Genomic DNA, 19,957 nt, shown 5'->3' with positions numbered 1-19,957 from the left:
GAGGAGAAGATGATGCGGGCTATTCTGGCGATCGACCAGGGCACAACCAATTCGAAGGCAGTGTTGGTTTCCGAAACCGGAGAGGTGCTTGCCAGAGGCTCGGCCGCCGTCGGTATCTCCTATCCGCAGCCGGGCTGGGTCGAGCAAGATCCCCGCCGCATCTTTGCCTCCGTTTGCGAGGCGATCGAGGCCTGCCTGAAGACAGTTTCCGACGTTACTGTCGAGGCGGTGGCAGTTTCCAATCAGCGTGAATCCGTCACGATGTGGGATGCAGAGAGCGGCGAGGCACTGGGTCCGGTGGTGGTCTGGCAGTGCCGCCGCACAGCGCCGGACTGCGAGCGCCTGATCGCCGAAGGTCATCTCGACCGCGTGGAAACGCTGACCGGCCTTCCACTCGACCCGATGTTTCCCGGATCGAAATTCCGCTGGCTGCTCGATCGCGTACCAGCCGGGCGCCGTGTGCGCCTCGGCACGGTCGACAGTTGGCTGATCCATTGCCTGACGGGTGGGCGCCGCCACGTCTGCGATGCCTCCAATGCCGCCCGCAGCCAGTTGTTCGACCTCAATTGGCAGGTCTGGAGTGAGGAACTCGGCCAGATTTTCGGCGTTGATATCGCCCTGCTGCCGGAAGTGCTCGACAGTTCTGCCGATTTCGGCACGACGCGCGGCCTTCCCGGCATCCCGGACGGCACGCCGATCCGATCTGCTATCGGCGACAGCCATGCGGCGCTCTTTGGTCATGGGGCCTTCAAGCCCGGCGATGGCAAGGTAACGTTCGGAACCGGCTCCTCCGTCATGACGACATTGCCGCGCTTCATCGCGCCGCAAAACGGGATAACCACGACGGTCGCCTGGCGGATAGCCGGCGAGCCGACCTTCGCCTTCGAGGGCAACATTCTCGTTTCGGCAGCAAGCCTTCCGTGGATGGCCGACATTCTGGGCCTTCCCGATGTCGCAGCCCTCGTCGACCTTGCGGCGACGGCTGAGCCGGGCGGACCGGGATTCGTGCCGGCCTTCGTCGGCCTCGGCGCCCCCTACTGGAATTCCGACGCCCGTGCGCTCTTCGCCCAGATCAACTTTTCCACGACCCGCGCCCAGATGGCCCGCTCAGTGACGGATTCGATCGCCTGCCAGGTGCATGACGTGATCGCCGCTATGCGCGCCCAGAGCGGCGGCAAGCTCGGCGCTCTTTATGTCGACGGCGGCCCGAGCCAGAACCGCTTCCTGATGCAATGCGTGTCGAACCTGATCGAACATGCCGTCATCCAGTGCGAGGCGCCGGAGGCTTCCGCTCTCGGTGCCGCCTATCTCGCCGGGCTTTCGCTCGGGCTGTGGAAGGATCTCGACGCGATCGAAGCACTCCCGAGAAGCACCACAGTGATCCGCCCCGAAGAGATCGATCGCACCGGACTTCTCAATACATGGAATGATGCGCTGGCCCGCTCGACGTCGCGACCGACACCGGTTAAATGTGAATAAAAATTCAAGCCGGTATCGCCCATGTCCCGTCTCAACGAACTCCGCCTGATCTCCAGGGTTGCCCAGATGTACCACATCGAAGGGCGGCGGCAGGCGGAGATCGCGCAGCATCTGCGGCTTTCCCAGGCGACGGTCTCGCGAATGCTGAAGAGGGCCGAGGCCGAGGACATTGTTCGCACCAGCGTCATTCCGCCGGTCGGCACCTACAGTGAACTCGAAGGAGCCCTGCGTCAAAAGTTCGACCTTCCCGAAGCAATTGTCGTCGAGTGCAGCGAGGACCGGGACGGCGCCATCATGGCCCGGATCGGTGAAGCCGCAGCCCATCTTCTCGAGATCACACTTGCACCTGGCGAGATCGTCGGGGTTTCGAGCTGGAGCCAGACCATCTTCAAGATGGTCGAAAACATCCATCCGCAGAAAAGCGCCCAGGTAAAATACGTCGTGCAAACCCTCGGCGGCATGGGCGACCCTTCGGTGCAGACACATGCCACGCAGCTTACGACGCGCCTTGCACGCCTCACCGGAGCCGAACCCAAGCTGCTTCCCGTACAGGGCGTGACGACATCGAGGGAAGCCAGGCTCCTGATGCAGTCAGATCCCTTCGTCCGCGAGACCATGGATTTGTTCGGCAGTATCACGCTCGCCATTGTCGGCATCGGCGCCGTGGAGCCGTCCGAATTGCTTGCTCGTTCGGGCAACATCTTTTCGTCGCGGGAGCTTGCCGATCTCGCCGAGGCCGGCGCCGTTGGTGACATTTCACTGCGCTTTTTCGACAAGGACGGCAAACCGGTGAAGACGCCGCTGGATGACCGGGTCATCGGCCTTCCGCTCGAGGATCTTGCGCGGGTGGATCGCGTCATCGCGCTGGCCGGCGGTGCGAAGAAGACGGCGGCGATCTCGGGCGCGCTGCGTGTTGGCGTCATCGACATGCTGGTGACCGACAAATTCACCGCGCAGCGATTGATCGATACAACGGCTTGACGTGGCCGTCGGCCATGCCCGTGGCACATCTGGAAGCGACGGTTAACGAACTGTTAAATAATTCCACGCAAATCTAGTCAGCAGTTTGCCCCAGGAGAAACAGGCCGGAAAACGCACCGCGTTTTCGGAAGTGCTTCTTCGACTTCCGCCGCCTGTTCTGGATCAGCTCAATGACCATCATCTCCCGAATTCTGAAGATTAAAAGTCGATCCCATATCCTCGTCGAACGTCAGAGGATCGGCGTTGACGACAGGATCCCGGGCACGAGAAAGATGCGGAGTGGCAAGACGCGGCAACGGTTAGGCATTCTGATCGGCGCCTTCGTCTGCGGGTTTATTCTGATCGGCGGCCGTCTTGTCCAATACGGGCTTGCCGAGGAGCCCACCACCAGTTCGCTGGGCAATCCCAACGGCGTCGCCTCCCGGCCCGACATCGTCGATCGCAATGGCCAGCTTCTGGCGACCGACCTGAACATGGTTTCCCTCTACGCAGACCCCCGTCGCATCATCGACGCCGACGAAGTGGTGGAGAAACTCGCAGTCGTCATTCCGAGCCTCGATTGGAGGGAGACCCACAAGAAGCTCAAGATGGACAGCGGCTTCCAGTGGCTGCGGCGCCAACTCACGCCGAGGCAGCAAGCTGATATCCTTGCCCTTGGACTTCCCGGCATAGGGTTCAGACCGGAAAAACGTCGCTTCTATCCCGGCGGGCGCGCTGCGTCGCATATCCTTGGTCACGTCAATGTCGACAATCAAGGACTGGCCGGCATGGAGCGGTATCTCGACCAGCAAGGCCTGGCCGATCTGAGGGCTGTGGGGCTGACATCCGGAGTTCCGCTTGAACCCGTCAGCCTATCGATCGACATCCGCGTCCAGAACCTCGCCCGGGAAGTCGCCGCCAAAGCGATGAACGCCTATCAGGCGGAAGCCGCCGGCGCACTCGTTCTCGACGTCGAGACAGGCGAGGTCCTGGCGATGGCCTCGGTGCCGGATTATGATCCGAATGAGCCATCACGCACATTGGCGGACGGCAGCGTAGACAAGGATTACGAGAAAGGCTGGTTCAACCGGATCAGCAATGCGACATTCGAGATGGGCTCGACCTTCAAGAGCTTCACCTTGGCGATGGGCCTCGATGCGGAAAAGATCACTCTCAACTCCGTCGTCGATGCATCGCGTCCGATCCGAATGGGCGGCTTCACGATCAAGGACTTCAAAGGCAAGCACAGGCCACTGTCGATCCCGGAGGTCTTTCAGTATTCGTCCAATATCGGCACCGCGGCGGTCGCGGACATGGTAGGCATTGAGGGACATCAACAGTTCCTGACCAAGCTCGGACTTTTGTCGAAGGTGGAGACGGAGATGCCGGGCGTCGCAACGCCCACGCAGCCACGCACATGGAAGAAGATCAATTCGGTCACGATCTCCTTCGGTCACGGCGTCGCCACGACCCCGCTGCAGACGGCCTCCGCCGCCGCATCTCTCATCAATGGCGGCAATCTCATTCCGCCAACTTTCCTGCCACGGTCGCCCGAACAAGCTGCAACTCTGGCGAAAACCGTGGTCAAGCAAAGCACAAGTGCCGATATGCGCTATCTCTTCAGCTGGAACGGGCTGAAGGGTTCAGGCCGTGCCGCCCAGGTCGAGGGCTTCAATGTCGGCGGCAAAACCGGGACTGCCGACAAGGTCGTCAATGGGCGTTATGCCAGCGACCTGAACTTCAACGCCTTCGTTGCGGCTTTTCCAATGGACAAGCCGAAATATATGGTCCTTGCGATCATCGACGCCCCGAAAACCGGTGAGCATGGCGGACGGACGGCAGCCTCCACAGCCGCGCCGATGGTGAAGGAAATCATTGGTCGGGCAGCCCCGCTGCTCGGGGTCCAGCCTCGCTTCGGATCGAATGATGCGCCCTATTCGCTGATCAGTTACTGAGCTATCCGCCAAGATCTGCGAGGCGCGACAGTGGCCCGGTCACGTCATCCCAAAATACGAGTGTCAGATGAAAGTCGCTTCGAATAGCTCACGCGCATATTCGTCATGCGTTTTCCCGTCCTGCAAATCGCGTTTCGAAAGCTCATCGATGAATCGGCCATCCTTCATGATCAGCACGCGATCGCACATATGGGCGATCACCGCCAGATCGTGACTGACGAGCACGAAGGTCAGTCCCATCTCATCGCGCTGGTCCGCCAGCAGGTTCAGGATTTCGGCCTGTATCGACACATCGAGCGCCGAAGTCGGTTCGTCGAGGAGCAGGATCGGCGGCGACAGGATCAGCGCTCTTGCGATGGCCACGCGCTGGCGCTGGCCGCCGGAAAGTTCGTGGGGAAACCGGTTTGCGAATGCGGCCGGCAGACCGACCTGGCGCAGAGAACGCTCCACGGTTTGCCAAATCTCCTGCCTGCCCATAGCCCGCAAGGGTTCGGCGAGGGCTGTGCCGATCCGGTGGCGCGGATGCAGCGAACCGTAAGGATCCTGGAACACCATCTGAGCGCATTTGAGGTCGTCAAGGTTTCTCGACTTGCCGACCATGCGACCAGCGAGCGCGATTTCTCCCGACCAGCCTTTTTCCATGCCCGACAGGCATCGCAAGACGGTGGACTTGCCGCAGCCGGACTCACCGACGATACCCAGAGTTCCCCCACGCGCGACGCTGAAGCTGATGTCCTTGACGACATGGTTTTGCCGTTTGCCGGATGTGAACGTGACGTTGAGGTCGCGGACTTCGATCATCATGCTCTCTCCAGGTCGATCTTCGAGCGGTCGAGAACCGCAAGCCGCCGGACGGGATGTCGCGGATCCGGCATCGCGGCGATCAGGCCCTTCGTATAGGGATGGCTGGCATCTTCCAGCCGTGTCAGCGTTTCGACGATGCGCCCTGCATACATGACGATGATTCGCTCACAGAAGGCGGAGACCATGCGGATATCGTGACTGATCAGCAGCAGGCCGGAATCATTCTCTCGGACGAGTTCGTCAAGCAGCGTCAGCACGTCTTTGCGCACGCTGACATCGAGCGCCGAAGTCGGCTCGTCTGCGATGACGAGCTTCGGCTTGGCGAGAAGCATCATTGCAATCATCACACGCTGGCCCATGCCGCCGGATATCTGATGCGGATACTGCGCCATGACGCGCTCCGCGTCGCGGATGCGAACGCGCTCGAGCATCGCTTTGGCCGCAGCAGTCGCTGCTGCGCCACGCAGATTGAGATGCAGGCGGGCCGCTTCAGCGATCTGCTTGCCGACTGTCAGCACGGGATTGAGCGAATAGCGAGGGTCCTGCATGATGAGCGCGATATCCTTGCCGCGTATCTTTCCCATCTGCCTCTCGGAGAGCGACAGAAGCGGACTGCCGTCAAGGTCGAGGCGCTTTGCGGAGACGGTGGCACCCGCCGACAGGAGGCGCATGATTGCCCGACCGGTCGTCGATTTTCCCGAGCCGGACTCGCCGACGATGCCGACGCGCTCGCGCCCGATATCGAAGCTGACATGGGAGACGGCGGGCACCGCATTCTTGCCGAAGCTGACATTAAGGTCTTCGATGGAGAGAACTGGCTTCATATCAGGACCTCGCATGACGGGGATCCAGAATGTCGCGAAGCGCGTCACCTGCCACGTTGAAGGCAAGGCTGGTAACAAGAATGGCGACACCCGGCATCACCGCAACCCACCAATAATCGAGCATGAACTTTCGCCCGCTCGAGATCATCGCGCCCCATTCGGGCGCCGGCGGCTGCGCGCCCAATCCGAGAAAGCCCAACGAAGCGGCCGTCAGAATGATGCCCGCCATGTTGAGGGTCAGACGTACGATCACGGACGGAATGCACATGGGAGCGATGTAGACCAACAGGATGCGCAGGGGCGAGGCGCCGTAGAGACGGGCGGCGGCCACATAGTCGGCATTTCTGACGACCAGCGCCTCGGCGCGTGCCAGACGCGCAATGGGTGGCCATGCGGTGAGTGAAATGGCGATGATTGCCGTCGTCAGGCCGGCTCCGAGGGCGGCGGCGAATGCCAGCGCCAGAATCAGCGAGGGAAAGGACAGGACGATATCCGTTGCCCGCATCAGGAGTGCATCGGTGCGACCGCCAAAGAAACCGGCGACGACACCGATCAGCAGGCCGATCGGGCCAACGATGAGAGAAATCGAAAGCACGGTCTGGACGGTGATCCGCGTTCCGTAGATCAGGCGGCTCAGAATATCCCGGCCGAACTCGTCGGTGCCCGCCCAATGCGCGGCACTTGGCGGCTGCAGCGCGTCGGACAGGACCTGGATGTTGGGATCATAAGGCGCGAGCCAAGGCGCAAGGATCGCGACGACGCAGAGCACCGCCAGAATAATAAAGCCGGCCATGCCGAGCGGTTCCTGCCCCAGTCTTGAGACGATCCTCATCGTTGAGCCTGAGATCCGTGCCGGCAGGCTCGGTGGGCGCACGGTGAGGTCGGTTTGGATTGCATCGCTCATAGCGCAGCCTCCCGCGTCCGCGGATCGAATATCGCGTAGGCGATGTCCGCCAGGAAATTGAGGAACATGAAGATGAAGCCGATAATGATGGTGGCGGCAACGACGGCGTTCATGTCGCCGATCATCAGTGCGTTCGTCATGTATTGGCCGATACCCGGCCAGGAAAAGACGATCTCGGTCACGACGGCACCTTCCAGCAACCCGCCATAGGAAATAGCCAGGATGGTGATGAGCTGGACCGCGATATTCGGCAGGACGTGGCCGATGACGGTGCGGGCCGGGCCGACACCCTTTGCGCGCGCGGCGATCACGTAATCCTGGCTCAATTGCTCGAGAGTGAAGCTGCGGGTCATACGGGTGATATAGGCCATGGCGGCATAGGCAAGGATCACGGCAGGCAGGATGATATGCCCAAGCGCATTCCAGAAGATCTCTGTTTCTCCCTGCAGCAGACTGTCAACGAGCAGCAGCCCGGTCTGTGGCGTCACCATGCCCTCGTAGAAGACATCGACACGGCCGGGACCTCCAACCCAATTCAGCCCTGCGTAAAAGATGACCAGGCCGACGATGCCGAACCAGAAGACCGGAATCGAATGACCGACAAGCGCCACGATCCGGGCGATCTTGTCGATAAACGTGTCTCGAAAAAGTGCCGCCGTCAGCCCAAGCGGGACGCCGACAAAGGTCGAGATAAGGATCGCCAGGGTGGCGAGTTCGAAGGTCGCTGGAAATGCCTGAGCAAGATCCGAGGAGACCGGATTGCCCGTCAGCACCGCCGTTCCGAAATCGCCATGCACCAGGCCATTCAGGTAGATCAGGAACTGCTGGTAGATCGGCAGGTCAAGACCAAGCTTCTGACGCATGGCGGCATAGGCGGCAGGGTCTGCCAGCTCGCCGACGATCGCTCCGACCGGATCGGCCGGAAGAATACGGCCGATCACGAAAGTGACGCACAGCAGGATGAACAGGCTGACGGCCAGGTGTCCCACCCGGCGCGCCAGTTCCTTCACGGAGAGTTCCTTCATGATCGGCGACCTTGCTTAATCGGTCTCAGCTTTCGTGACGCCCTCAAGGCGCGTCGTCTGATTCGGATGGCCGACATAACCCTGAACCTTGTCATTCAGCACGATCGGCTCGAAGCGCTCGAACATCGGCAGGACGGCCGGCTTCTGATCCACGAACATCTTCTGCATATCGACATAGATTTCGCCGCGTTTCTTCGGGTCCGCCTCAAGTGAAGCCTTCGCCGTCAGCGCCGTCAGTTCCGGAATGTCCCATGCCGAGCGCCAGACGAAGTTGCCGGCATTGTTTGCTTCGAGGGAATTGTCGGGATTGGACGCGAACTGCTCCATCGCTCCGAGCACGTTCGGCATATAGGCACCAGTCTGTGGAATGAGCAGATCGAAATTTCGCGCACGATGGGCCGCGATAATGTCCGATCCGTTGCCCTGCTGGATGTCGACCTTGATGCCGATCTGGCCGAGCGAAGCCTGGATCGCGGTGGCAAGATCGATGCGGGGCGTCTGCGCGATGGTTTTCAGGCTGAGCGTAAAGCCGTCCTTGAAGCCCGCTTCCGCAAGAAGCTCCTTTGCCTTGGCGACATCGAGGTGCCAGTCGGGGCTTGGGATTGCATATTCGAAGTTTTCCGGGACCGGCACGGTACGGGCACGCCCGTAAGGACCCATGATAGTCTTCTCGATCCCCTTGTAATCGATACCGTAGGCGATTGCTTCGCGCACTTTCGGGTTCGACAGATATTTGTTGCCGGCATTCATCGACAGCACGTAGAAGCCACCGGTCGGTACGCGCTGGATTTCGAAGCCCTTCTTGTTGTCGAAGGTGGCGAGATCCGACGCGGTCATTGCGCTTGCTATGTCGATATCGCCGCGTTCCAGCATCAGGCGCTCCACCTGGCTTTCGGGAACATGGCGGACGATGACGCGGCGCATCTTCGGAGCACCCGCAACATAGTTCTTGTTGGCGTCGAGAATGACAAGTTCATTGGGCGCCCAGCGGTTCAACGTGAACGGTCCGGAGCCCGCCGAATGGGTTCTAAGCCAGGCGTTGCCATAGTCATCGTTGGCGACATGCTTCTGGACTTCAACGCTGTCGACGACGCTGGCAATGACCATGGCCAGACGGTAAAGCAGAAGCTCCGACGTCACTTGGTCCGAAAGATCGACGCGCACCGTCTTGTCGTCGACAGCCTTAACCAGTTGATCGATATTATCCTTCGTATAGCCGACGCGCTTCAGGTTGGCGGCTGCGGCCTGATCGAGCTTCAGCAAGCGGCCGAGTGAATAGGCGACGTCCTTAGACGTGACCGGGTTTCCCGAGGCAAAAGTCGCATCGCGCAGCTTGAAAGTGATCCCCTTGTCATCAACCTGCCAGCTTTCGGCAAGCTGCGGCACGATCTTGCCGTCAGGCGTCGAAGCAACCAGGCGATCATAGAGGTTCGACATGATCTCGTTGGCCTTGGCTTCCGTCGCCTGCTGCGGATCCAGCGAAAGAACCTGGGCGAGTGAGGTGCCGATCACCAGCTGATCGGTAGGCGTCGCCGCCCGAAGCGCGGGTGCTGCCAAGGTCAGCGCGCAGAGAGCGACACCAACAAACAGGCTTCTGGAAAAATGCTTCATTGCAACTCCTCCCTGAGTTACTATACAAGACATAATATGTCGTCCGTATGTCGTACTATGATTTTTCCAAGACGTTTGCAAGTGCCATGCGGAAGAGGACGCGAAAATGGGGAACAATGAAAATGGTGGCGGGCACGCGTGGCAGGCAGCGCTTGGCGCAGCAGATGATCGATCAGTTGCGAATGCAGATCGAGACGGGAAAGCTCCGTGAGGGAGATCAGCTTCCAACCGAGCCCCAGCTTGAGGCGGCCTTCGGCGTGAGTCGCACAGTGGTGCGGGAAGCGATTGCCGACCTGCGCGCGGCCGGATTTGTCCGGCCTGTCCAGGGCAAGGGCGTCTTCGTGTCGGATCCCAACGTGCATGCCAGGCTTGTCCTGACGCCGGTCGAAGTCAAAAGCATTCCGGAAACACTGGAATTGCTGGAGTTTCGCATGGCAGTCGAAGGAGAGGCCGCCGCTATCGCAGCCTATCGCAGGACGGCCGAACAGGAAGCTGCGATTCGACTTGCCAACCGAAAAATGGCCCAACTCATCGAGAGCGGCGAGCCCACGGTCGAGGCCGATTATGAATTCCACACCGCCATAGCCAATGCTTCTAACAACAGATTCTATATCGATGCCCTGCGCCATTTCGGACCGCGCGCGATCCCGCGCGGACAGTTTCCGACCTTACCCGAAGCCAATGACCGCACCTATCTCGAAAAGGTTCATGCAGAGCATGGTGAGATCCTGGCCGCCATTGCGGAGCAGGATCCGGATCGTGCAAGACAGGCCATGCGCGCGCACATGATGGCGAGCCAGCGACGATACCGAATGCTTGCAGAGCAGCAATGAGGCTCGACAACCTTAAAAATTCATATTATGTCATACGACATGATTTGAATGATCGGGAGGTTAGTTGTGTATTTGGGAACCCAGGTCGCCGCACGGGACGACGATGATTTTCGTGTTTTTGCCCAACTGGGCGTAAAACACATTTCCGCTGACCCGCCCGGGGCGCCGTCCAGCTGGACACTTGATGATCTGGAGCGCCACCGCGATCACGTGGAGAGCTTCGGTCTCGTGCTGGACATGATCCAGCTCCCCCTGCCCTCCAGGCCGATCGAAAACGCGTCCTACCCCGACATCCTGCTGGCCGGTCCCGAACGCGACCGGCAGATCGACGCCGTCTGCCGGATGATCGAGAACTGTGCAAAGGCCGGAATCCCTGCCACGAAATACAATCTCAACCTGATAGGCATTCCGCGAACGGAGCTCGAAAAGGGCCGTGGCGGTTCGCTCAATGAGGCTTTTCGCTGGGACAAGGCCGATCAGCAGGCGGCACCCGGTCTTGCCGGCGTCCTCTCGGAAGATGAGAACTGGGAGCGTATCGACTATTTTCTCGAGCGGGTGGTTCCCGTTGCGGAGAGCAACAAGGTGCGCCTTGCCTGCCATCCGCACGATCCCTATACGCCACCGGGCTACCGCGGCGTCACTCGTGTCCTTGGTACAGTCGACGGCTTGAAGAGATTCGTGCAGATGCGCGAGAGCCCCTATCATGGCCTGAATTTCTGCCAGGGTTCGATCGGCGAGATGCTCGACAATCCGCGTGAGGAAATCGACGATATCATCCGCTGGTTCGGCACGCGCGGAAAGATCTTCAACCTGCACTTCCGCAACATCAGCGGCGGCAAGCTCTCCTTCATGGAAACCTTTCCCGATGAAGGCGACATGGACATGGTGCGGTCGCTCAAGGTCTACCGCGAGGTCGGCTACAAATACATGGTCATGCCGGACCATGTGCCGCGCATCAGCGGTCGCGACGCGACGGGCGTCGCCTTCAGCTTCTGCTACGGCTACATCGCCGCTGTGCTCGAGGCGATGGAAGCCGGCCATATGTGAGCAAAGCGCTCACCTTCAATCAGCAATTATTCAAGGAATTCAACATGGATCCCAACGCCATCAAGAAAGCCGTGGGCGACGGCCTCCTCTCCTTCCCGGTGACGCATTTCGACAGCGAGAACAGGTTCAATGAAGCCGCCTACCGCGACCATGTGAACTGGCTTGCCGGTTTTGACGCAAGCGCACTTTTCGCCGCGGGCGGTACGGGCGAATTCTTCTCGCTCAATCCGGCCGAAATCCCTGCCGTCATCCGCGCCGCCAAGGCTGCCGCAGGCAAAACGCCCATCATTTCCGGTACCGGTTATGGCACCTCACTTGCAATCGACATTGCGCGCGCTGCCGAAAAGGCCGGTGCCGATGGCCTGCTGCTGCTTCCGCCCTATTTGATGTTTGCCGAGCAGGCTGGGCTTGTCGCCCATGTGAAAGCTATCTGCCAGGCGGTCGGCATCGGCGTGATCGTCTATAACAGGGACAACGCGATCCTCTCGGCCGACAGCATCGCTCAGCTTTGTGATGCGTGCCCCAATCTCATCGGTTTCAAGGACGGCGTCGGTGATGTCGACCGGGTCATCGAGATCACCACCAAGATCGGCGACCGGCTGGTTTATGTTGGTGGCATGCCGACCCACGAAGTCTATGCTCAGGCCTATTTCGCCGCTGGTGTAACCACCTATTCCTCGGCTGTCTTCAACTTCGTTCCGGCTCTTTCGCAACGGTTCTACAAAGCGCTCAGGGCGGGCGACCAGAAGACCGTCGACCAGATCCTGAAGGATTTCTTCTTCCCCTTCGTCGCGCTGCGCAACCGCAAGAAGGGCTATGCCGTCTCCATCATCAAGGCGGGACTGAAAGTCATCGGCCGCGATCCGGGCACCGTGCGCGCGCCGCTCACGAACCTGACGGACGAGGAACTCTCCGTGCTGCGGGCGATTGTCGAGGCTAATGACCAGGCGAGGCTGGCCGCGGAGTAAAACCGCGGCCACCGGCGCTCAGCCTCATCGCCGTATTGCCGCGACGATCGGCTGCACCGCCGCTCTCATGCTCTCCGGCGTCGTGCCGGTGACGATAACGCCGAGCAGAGGGGCAGCAATGCCCGCGTCCCTCAGCTTCGGCATATCGTCGGGCACAAACATCTTCTGGCTTGGCGCGATGACCGGAATACCCGCCTTGCCCGTGATGGTCCGGTAGCGATCAAGATCGCTCTCGTCGAGCGGCTTTCCGTAGTCGGCAAAGGAAGCGACCGAGGCTTCCATCATCGCACCGGGAATGTCGAGAATGCCTTGCAAATCCTCGTCAGTGCTCGCCTCGCCAAGCGCCGGAATGGGCCGTAGCCTCGATTGCAGCAGATGCGGCTGCATATCGCTGACATAGATATTGAAACCCTCGAAGCCGAGATCGGCGAGCGCCTCCATCTCCTGCGGGCTGGGAACCTTTTCTTGTCCTGCCATGACAAGAAGCGGCGCGCCCAGCGTTGCAAGGCCCTCGAAAAACCGCCGCTCCTCGGCAAAGCTGCCGAAGGTTGTGCCGGTCGCGCGGTGATAGGCGTTGAGATGGACCTTGATCGCGAACGCGCCTGCCTCGATGGCAGCCTTCGCGAGGTCGAGATCGTGACGCGCGAGCGAGACGATGACAGGGAATTCGCCTTCGCGCAGCGCCTTTGTGAGCCTGGTTTCCGGATAGGTCGGCATGGAGCTGCCTCAGTTCAGACGTTCGCCGCCATCGGCAGCGAAGAGATGGATGTTGGAAAGCTCCGGGCGCACGTGAATTATCGCTCCTGGAGCCATCGATACGCGCTCACGAAAGACACCGGTGACCTGCGTTTCACCGAGTTTCATCGTCACCTGGGTTTCCGAACCCATCGGCTCGACCAGAACGATCTCAGCCGGGACGCCAGCGTCATCGAGCGAGAAATGCTCGGGCCGGATGCCATAGACAAGCCTGCGGTCGCTCAATGCAGGGGCAGTTTGCGGAAGTGGCAAGACAATGCCGGGTGCCGCGAACCCCTTATCGGTGATTGTGCCCGTGAGGAAGTTCATGGACGGCGATCCGATGAATCCGGCTACGAACTGGTTGGCGGGCCGATCGTAAAGGTCGAGCGGAGCGCCGATCTGTTCCACCCTTCCCGCATTGAGCACGACGATCTTGTCGGCCATGGTCATCGCCTCGACCTGGTCATGGGTGACATAAATGGTGGTCGTCTTCAGCCTCTGGTGCAGGCTCTTGATTTCGCCGCGCATGACGACGCGCAGTTTGGCGTCGAGGTTCGACAATGGCTCGTCGAACAGGAAGACCTGAGGGTCGCGAACAATCGCCCGGCCCATGGCAACGCGCTGGCGCTGGCCCCCGGAGAGCTGGCGCGGATAGCGATCGAGAAGGTGAGACAGGCCGAGTATATCGGCCGCCCATTTCACCCGCTCGGCGATCTGCGCCTTGCCGGTACCACGATGTTCCAGCGAGAAGCCCATATTGGTCGCGACCGTCATATGCGGATAGAGCGCATAATTCTGAAAAACCATGGCAATGTCGCGATCCTTGGGGTCGAGATCGTTGACCACCCGCCCGCCGATCCTGATATCCCCGCCGGTAATCGTCTCGAGCCCGGCGATCATCCGAAGCAGCGTGGACTTGCCGCAGCCGGATGGCCCGACCAGCACGACGAATTCGCCGTCGCGGATGCCGAGGTCGGCACCATGAATGATATCGAGAGCGCCATAGCTCTTGCGGACACGGGAAAGGGTAACGTCAGCCATAGGAGAAATCCGGTTCTTCAGCCCTTGAGGCCGGTATGCGCGAGCCCTTCGACGAATTGCTTCTGCGCGATGATGAAGACGATGAGCACGGGCAATGCCGTGAGCGTTGCCGCAGCGAGCTGGATATTCCACATCGGCCCGCCATAGGCGTCGGTATATTGGGTGAGCGCCTGAGGCAGCGTGAATTTGTCCGCGCTCGACAGGAACACGATCGGTTCGAGATAGAGATTCCAGGAATGCAGGAAGGTAAAGATCGCAACAGAGGCGAGCGCCGGCCTTGCAAGCGGCAGGGCGATCTTGCGAAAAATCTTGAAACGCCCGAGGCCATCGACGCGGGCGGCCTCTTCCAGCTCGACCGGTAGCGTCACGAAAAACTGCCGCATGACGAAGGTGGCAAAGACGCTGGGCGCGCCGAAGATCGGCACCAGGACCAGCGGCCAGTGGGTGTTGACCATGCCGGCCTTCAGGAACATCTGGAAGAGCGGCACGATCGTCACTTCCGAAGGGATCAACAGGCCGAGCAGCACGACCATGAAGATCGTGTTCGCGAATGGGAACTTGATGCGCGCGAAGGCGTAGCCCGCCATCGACGAAACGATCATCGTGCCAACAGTGACGACCGCAGCAATATATGCTGAGTTCCAGTATTGCTTCACGAAAGGCTGCAGCTCGAAGACCTTGCTATAGGTCGTCCAGTCATAGCTCTGCGGAAAAAATTGCGGCGGAAAGGCAAAGATATCGCTGATCGGCTTCACCGAAGACGTGACCATCCACCAGGTCGGGAAAACGAACGGGATGAGAAGCACGCACATCAGCCCGTATAGAATGACCTTCATGCGCGGGGAGATCTCAGCTTTCATAGAACACGATCCTCTTGCGCAATTGCCACTGGGCGAAGGTCAGAACGGCGACGATCAGGAAGAGCAGGATCGACAGCGTCGACCCGTAGCCGAAGAAATGGAACTGGAAGGCCTGCTGGTAGAGGTAATAGACGAGCACGGTCGTCGAAAGGCCCGGCCCGCCCTGCGTCAGGACCGCGATCTGGGCAAAGACCTGCAGCGATCCGACGATGGTGATGATCGAGGTCAGCAGGATGGTCGGGCTGATCAGCGGCAGGGTGATGCGGCGGAACTGCTTGAAGCGCGGAGCACCATCGATGCGAGCTGCCTCGTAGAGCTCGTTCGGCACGCCCTGGAGGGCTGCCAGGAACAGGATCATGTTGAGGCCGACATTCTTGAAGACCTGGACGACGATCACCGAGATCATCGCGGTGGTCTCGCCGCGCAGCCAGTTCGGACCCTCGAGGCCAAACAGCAGCAGCATGCCGTTGATGCCGCCATTCTTCTGCAGGAGAAAGCCCCAGACGATTGTCCAGGCCACGAGCGACACGACAACAGGCGAAAAGAACAGCGTCCGGAAGATCGTTATGCCCGCGAGTTTCTGGTTCAACAGTACCGCCAGCAACAAGGCCAGCGACAGGTTGAGAACCACAAGCCCTGCAGAGAAGATGGCGGTCGAACCGAGCACCTGCAGCAGGTTCGGGTCTTCCATCAGCATCTGGTAGTTCTGCGTGCCTGTATAGGTGAAGGTATTGGCGAGCACGTTCCACTCATGCAGCGAATACCAGAAGACCAGACCAAGCGGGATCAGCACGAAGATGGTGATCCCGATCAGTTGCGGCGCGATGAAGAGGAAGCCGGCGAGGCTGTCGCGCCGTGCAACCGTCCAGAACGGCGACGAGGAGCGGCCTTCCAGTGTTGCGTTGTCCTGTGCGACAGCCATTCCTTGTCTCCCTAGCGCTTGAGCAGCGGGCCGATCTGGCCGCAGATCGTCTGGAGCGTGCCGGGAACATCGGCATCCGGGCGCCAGACGGCGTCGAGGCCGGAGCGCACGGTCTGCTGGATCTGGGCAAAGCCCGTATGGCCGGGGATGACCTTGCCGGTCGCAATGCCGGCAATGACGACTTTATCGATCTGCTCCTGGCTGAGCAGCGGATTGGTCTTTTTCAGCACTTCCGCGTTGAGCAGCGACTTGCGGGCCGAGGGGAAGAACTGGCTGAGCTTGGCCGAGTTTTCCGGGTTCGTCATATAGGCGACGAATTCAGCGGCCGTCTTGGCATTCTTGCCCGACTGCATGACGCCGATACCGGCCTGGCCGATCAGCGCATAATCGCCGGCAGGTCCCTTGGGCAGCGGTACGAGATCCCAGGAGAAGGGCTTGTCCTTCGGAAGCAGCGATGCACGGCTGATCTGGGTGATAGTCATGGCCGCATTGCCGGCAAAGAAATCGACATTTTCGCCAGGACCGGGGATCGCTTTCTTGTTGAAGATCGCGTCATGGATGAAGGTGAGCGCATCGACCATCGGCTTTTCGGTCATCGTGCAGGTCTTGCCGTCGGCACTCCAGGGGGCCGCACCAAAACCGTTCCAGATCGATGTGAGGTTCTGCCAGATCTGATAGTTGAAATCACGTACGATCAGCCCACCCTTGCCCTTCTGGCCTACGGCCGAAGCCGTGGCGATCGCGTTGTCCCATGTCCATTCACCGGCGGCGATCAGTTCGGCGGGCGTCTTTGCAGCGGCCGCCTTGATCAGGTCGTTGTTGACGAAGACCGCAAAGGGGGAGGTGGAGAATGGGTAGGCATAGAGCGTGCCGTCCTTCTGCCAGCGCTCCGTGGCGCTCGTGCTCACTTCGTCGAGATTGTATCCAGCCGTCGCCTTCAATGTATCATTGAGCGGATAAAGCGCACCGGAGTTGACGAAGTCATAGGCGGCCGTCTCGAAGATCCAGGCCATGTCAGGCGCATTGCCGCCGGCGATCTGGGTGGTCAGCGCCGTCGTATAGGTGTCGAATGGCAGCGACTCGAAGGTCACCGTGACGTTGGGGTGGTCCTTCTTGAAGCCGGCAGCAATCTCGTTGAAAAGCTTCAGATGTGCTTCCGCCGCGCTCCAGATGGTCATGCGCAGGTTGACTGCGTCGTCGGCCCTGGCGATGCCGCTGCAGGCGAGCGGCACAGTGAGCGCAAGCGCCGCCAGCGCGGATTTCAATGTCCTGTTCTTGTTCATTCCCGTTCCTCCTCCAAAGATGGGTTGCACTGACGGCTGCTCAGTAGGCTGCGACGACCGGCCAGCGAATCTCGATACCTTCCCGGACGATTTCCCTCTGGAAATCGTGGAGATGCGCGTCATTTTCCTGGACCTGATGAGGCTTCAGCCCCTTGTCGAGGCAGTGAGCCGCGAGCATGCCGGCCGCTTCGCCTATGTTCCATTCGACGGGATGCAGGCGGTAACAGCCGTTGGTGATATGGGTCGTGCCGATATTCTTGCCGGCCGCGATCAGGTTCGTCATGCGCTGTGGCAGCAGGGCGCCGAGCGGAATCTCGAAGGGGCAGGACGGCACGTCGATATAGTTGTCGCCGCCGGTCGAGGGGTGCAGGTCGATGCGGTACATGCCGATGCCGACGCTGTCGCGATAGTTGACCGCGCCCTTGTCACCGCGCACCGCATAGGAGAGATCCTGTTCGGTGATACGGGTGATCGGCTTGATACGGCGGCTCTCGCGGATATAGGGGGCCATCGCAAGGCCGTGTTCGGTGCCGGTGATGTCCCCACGCAGCCGCAGGCCCTGATAGCCCTGGCCGCCATCGATACGCGGCGCCTCCGTCTGCAGCCAATAGAAGACCGAATAGGAAAGATCGGCCGCCGATTTCAGATGCCGTGCCTTGTCCTCTTCGGACACGTCGATGATCGTGCCGTCCATGTAATCGATCATCGGCCAGTTCACGAAGCAGATGTCGGACTGGTAGAAACCGGGCTCAAAATTGCGCCGTGCAGCAATGCGGCGGAAGAGCCAGAGATTCTCGTCGCCGCCGCCTTTGCGCTGATCGGCATCGACGAGCAGCGGATTGTCGTCGACATTGGGCGTGAAGCTGCGGGTAGTGGATTCCAGCGTACGCGGATGCGGCGCGGTAAAGCCAAGCAGCGGGCCGCCCCAGAAATGCGGCTGGTACTTGCGCCAGTAGTCGTAATTCTCCGGCTTGTCGATCGTCTGGTCGCCGTCGACGCAATCGACTGCAAAGCAGATCGACACGGCCTGGACATTGTCCGGCTGCGGCTGCGACGGCGCACTTGGCTCGCCGGTGTCGGATTGCGCCTCGAAACCTTTGACATAGTCCGTACCGGTCATTGGCAACAGGTCGCCGAGCTCGGTAGCGTCAAGGATATAGTCGGCCGAGATGACGATCTTGCGTTCGCTATCGCGGTGGCGCACGGTAATCGAGCGCACGCTGTCACCCTCGACATCGGCAGCGACGGGACGGTAGGGCTGCAGCACCCGGAGACGACCGGCGCCGCGATAGGGCATCAGCATCGCTTCCATGACTGCAAGGCTGACGCGTGGCTCAGCACAGATGCGGCTCACCCAGCCGCCGCCGGGATTGAGATCACCCCAGGCGCGGGCGCCCTCGGTCAGCGGATAATTGTCGCGATAATATTGCCGCACGCCGTTGCGCAGCTTGCGGTAGGAGCGGGTTATACCGAATTGTTCGACCCAGGTATGTTCGTCTGATGGCACGGCCTGACTGGTCAGCTGGCCACCGATCCAATCGAATTCCTCGGTCATGATGACGCTCTTGCCGGCCCGGCAGGCGCCAACTGCCGCCGCCACGCCGCCGAGGCCGCCGCCCACCACCAGAATATCCGCTCGCATCTCTTTTGCCGCCATGTCTGTCACGCTCTCAGGTCCGTTTCTTGGCTGGTCCGAGGGTTTGCCCCTCGACCGGTTCGCAGGTCAGAAGAATTTGTTCGACGGGAGAGGCATCCTCGATGCGGCGCACCAGCATCGCGGTCGCCTGACGCCCCATTTCCTCGCGAGGAATATTGAAGGAGGTGAACTGCACATGGCTGCGCTCGGCGCGCACATGACTGCCGAGCACCACGACCGAGAAGTCGTCCGGAATGGACAGGCCGCGTTCGCGCGCGGCTGCTTCGACACGTACCGCGTCGGCCAATTCGACGAAAAAGACCGCGCTCGCGCCGCTCTCTACGATCGCATCAAGTGTTTCGGCAGCACCCCCGCCGACCTCGTCAACATGCAAAACCACTTCCGCATTTCCGGTGGTCGCGTCCGAAAAACCGCGCCAGCGGTCGACGACGGACTCAGCCGATCCGCTCGGACCAATGAAGGCCAGCCGGCCATGGCCGAGAGAGCGTGCCTTTTCGACCAGCGCCCGCGTGGCACTGGCATAGTCGCCGCCGACGTAAGGAACGGGTCCGCCTGCGTCCTCACGTCGGCCGATCGCCACGAATGGATAATCACCGGTTACAAGCCGTTTCAGCTCAGCCCGATCAAATTCACGACCGAGGACAAGGCAGCCGTCAGCGATCCGCAGCCGATTGCCATCGGCAAACATCTTGCGCTCACGGCCGACGCCGGCGCCGGTCAATAGCAGCAGGTCATAATTCTGCGCCTGCGCCTCTTCCTCGATACCGAGCAGGAAGGGCGCAAAAAAGTCCGCCTGCTCGCTCGGAAAGGCGGGCTCGTAGGTGAAGACGCCGAGAATGCGATTGAGACCCTTGGCCATCCGCCGTGCGATCGGATCGGCCACATAGCCTGTCGTGCGGATGACCTGCTGGACGCGCTCACGGGTCTCTTGGGGAATACGCGCCAGGGCTGTCGGCGCACCGTTCAGCACAAGCGAAACGGTTGCCTGGCTAACGCCCGCCAATTTCGCAATATCGTGCTGAGTCAAGCGCTTAGTGCCCGCCACG

18 protein-coding genes are annotated in these 19,957 nt (G+C 60.5%); 6 read left to right on the top strand and 12 right to left on the bottom strand.

Annotated features, from left to right (window positions below; translation table 11 throughout):
• Nucleotides 1-12: 12 nt before the first annotated feature.
• The 3 genes from LVY75_01400 (at nt 13) to LVY75_01390 (ending at nt 4,394) form a co-directional block, all read left to right on the top strand.
• Nucleotides 13-1,479 carry an FGGY-family carbohydrate kinase gene (locus LVY75_01400; GenBank protein ID XAZ21291.1) on the top strand — a complete coding sequence of 489 codons (1,467 nt, stop codon included), beginning with the start codon at nt 13-15 and terminating at the stop codon, nt 1,477-1,479.
• Nucleotides 1,480-1,500: 21 nt separating this feature from the next.
• Entirely contained in the window at nt 1,501-2,460 is a 960-nt protein-coding gene (locus tag LVY75_01395) for a sugar-binding transcriptional regulator (protein ID XAZ20648.1), read from the top strand.
• A gap of 170 nt (nt 2,461-2,630) precedes the next feature.
• The gene (locus LVY75_01390) at nt 2,631-4,394 is read left to right on the top strand and encodes a penicillin-binding protein 2 (protein XAZ20647.1); all 1,764 of its coding nucleotides are present in this window, start codon (nt 2,631-2,633) and stop codon (nt 4,392-4,394) included.
• Nucleotides 4,395-4,457: 63 nt separating this feature from the next.
• Here the strand turns inward: LVY75_01390 and LVY75_01385 are convergent, their stop codons facing one another.
• From LVY75_01385 to LVY75_01365, 5 genes are read right to left on the bottom strand one after another with little or no spacing between them, the layout of a single operon-like run.
• Nucleotides 4,458-5,195, bottom strand: coding sequence for an ABC transporter ATP-binding protein (locus tag LVY75_01385; protein XAZ21290.1), 738 nt, complete (start codon nt 5,193-5,195; stop codon nt 4,458-4,460).
• Complete coding sequence (locus LVY75_01380; protein XAZ20646.1) at nt 5,195-6,037, bottom strand: ABC transporter ATP-binding protein; 843 nt, start codon at nt 6,035-6,037, stop codon at nt 5,195-5,197. Before LVY75_01380 ends, LVY75_01385 begins: the two co-directional genes overlap by 1 nt.
• On the bottom strand, nt 6,024-6,926 hold the full coding sequence (locus LVY75_01375; GenBank protein XAZ20645.1) for an ABC transporter permease: 903 nt from the start codon (nt 6,924-6,926) through the stop codon (nt 6,024-6,026). The genes LVY75_01380 and LVY75_01375 overlap by 14 nt, the downstream gene beginning before the upstream one ends.
• Entirely contained in the window at nt 6,923-7,951 is a 1,029-nt protein-coding gene (locus LVY75_01370; GenBank protein XAZ20644.1) for an ABC transporter permease, read from the bottom strand. Before LVY75_01370 ends, LVY75_01375 begins: the two co-directional genes overlap by 4 nt.
• A 15-nt stretch (nt 7,952-7,966) precedes the next feature.
• The gene (locus LVY75_01365; GenBank protein XAZ20643.1) at nt 7,967-9,562 is read right to left on the bottom strand and encodes an ABC transporter substrate-binding protein; all 1,596 of its coding nucleotides are present in this window, start codon (nt 9,560-9,562) and stop codon (nt 7,967-7,969) included.
• A 122-nt stretch (nt 9,563-9,684) separates the two neighbouring features.
• On the opposite strand from LVY75_01365, the gene LVY75_01360 reads away from it, so the two are divergent.
• The 3 genes from LVY75_01360 (at nt 9,685) to kdgD (ending at nt 12,410) form a co-directional block, all read left to right on the top strand.
• A complete protein-coding gene (locus LVY75_01360; GenBank protein ID XAZ21289.1) occupies nt 9,685-10,395 on the top strand; it encodes a FadR family transcriptional regulator in 711 nt (236 codons plus the stop codon).
• Between the two features lie 66 nt (nt 10,396-10,461).
• Nucleotides 10,462-11,442 (top strand): mannonate dehydratase, encoded by a 981-nt coding sequence (locus tag LVY75_01355; GenBank protein ID XAZ20642.1) that lies wholly within the window; start codon nt 10,462-10,464, stop codon nt 11,440-11,442.
• Nucleotides 11,443-11,486: 44 nt separating this feature from the next.
• On the top strand, nt 11,487-12,410 hold the full coding sequence (gene kdgD, locus LVY75_01350) for a 5-dehydro-4-deoxyglucarate dehydratase (GenBank protein XAZ20641.1): 924 nt from the start codon (nt 11,487-11,489) through the stop codon (nt 12,408-12,410).
• Nucleotides 12,411-12,434: 24 nt separating this feature from the next.
• Here the strand turns inward: kdgD and LVY75_01345 are convergent, their stop codons facing one another.
• Genes LVY75_01345 through LVY75_01315 form a run of 7 tightly spaced genes read right to left on the bottom strand, consistent with a single transcriptional unit; the run spans nt 12,435 to nt 19,956 of the window.
• Nucleotides 12,435-13,127: a hypothetical protein gene (locus tag LVY75_01345; protein XAZ20640.1), complete on the bottom strand. Its 693-nt coding sequence runs from the start codon at nt 13,125-13,127 to the stop codon at nt 12,435-12,437.
• Nucleotides 13,128-13,136: 9 nt separating this feature from the next.
• A complete protein-coding gene (gene ugpC / locus LVY75_01340) occupies nt 13,137-14,189 on the bottom strand; it encodes a sn-glycerol-3-phosphate ABC transporter ATP-binding protein UgpC (protein ID XAZ20639.1) in 1,053 nt (350 codons plus the stop codon).
• Between the two features lie 17 nt (nt 14,190-14,206).
• Nucleotides 14,207-15,049 (bottom strand): carbohydrate ABC transporter permease, encoded by an 843-nt coding sequence (locus tag LVY75_01335; GenBank protein ID XAZ20638.1) that lies wholly within the window; start codon nt 15,047-15,049, stop codon nt 14,207-14,209.
• Nucleotides 15,039-15,971 (bottom strand): sugar ABC transporter permease, encoded by a 933-nt coding sequence (locus LVY75_01330; protein ID XAZ20637.1) that lies wholly within the window; start codon nt 15,969-15,971, stop codon nt 15,039-15,041. The genes LVY75_01335 and LVY75_01330 overlap by 11 nt, the downstream gene beginning before the upstream one ends.
• Nucleotides 15,972-15,982: 11 nt before the next feature.
• Nucleotides 15,983-17,254 carry a sugar ABC transporter substrate-binding protein gene (locus LVY75_01325; GenBank protein ID XAZ20636.1) on the bottom strand — a complete coding sequence of 424 codons (1,272 nt, stop codon included), beginning with the start codon at nt 17,252-17,254 and terminating at the stop codon, nt 15,983-15,985.
• 40 nt (nt 17,255-17,294) lie between these two features.
• Entirely contained in the window at nt 17,295-18,896 is a 1,602-nt protein-coding gene (locus tag LVY75_01320) for an FAD-dependent oxidoreductase (protein ID XAZ21288.1), read from the bottom strand.
• 28 nt (nt 18,897-18,924) lie between these two features.
• Nucleotides 18,925-19,956 carry a LacI family transcriptional regulator gene (locus LVY75_01315; protein XAZ20635.1) on the bottom strand — a complete coding sequence of 344 codons (1,032 nt, stop codon included), beginning with the start codon at nt 19,954-19,956 and terminating at the stop codon, nt 18,925-18,927.
• Nucleotide 19,957 lies beyond the last annotated feature (1 nt).

This window comes from Sinorhizobium sp. B11 (assembly GCA_039725955.1).
Lineage (GTDB): Bacteria > Pseudomonadota > Alphaproteobacteria > Rhizobiales > Rhizobiaceae > Rhizobium.
Note: the sequence above shows the minus strand (reverse complement) of the source record. Positions and strands in the feature narration are given on the sequence as shown.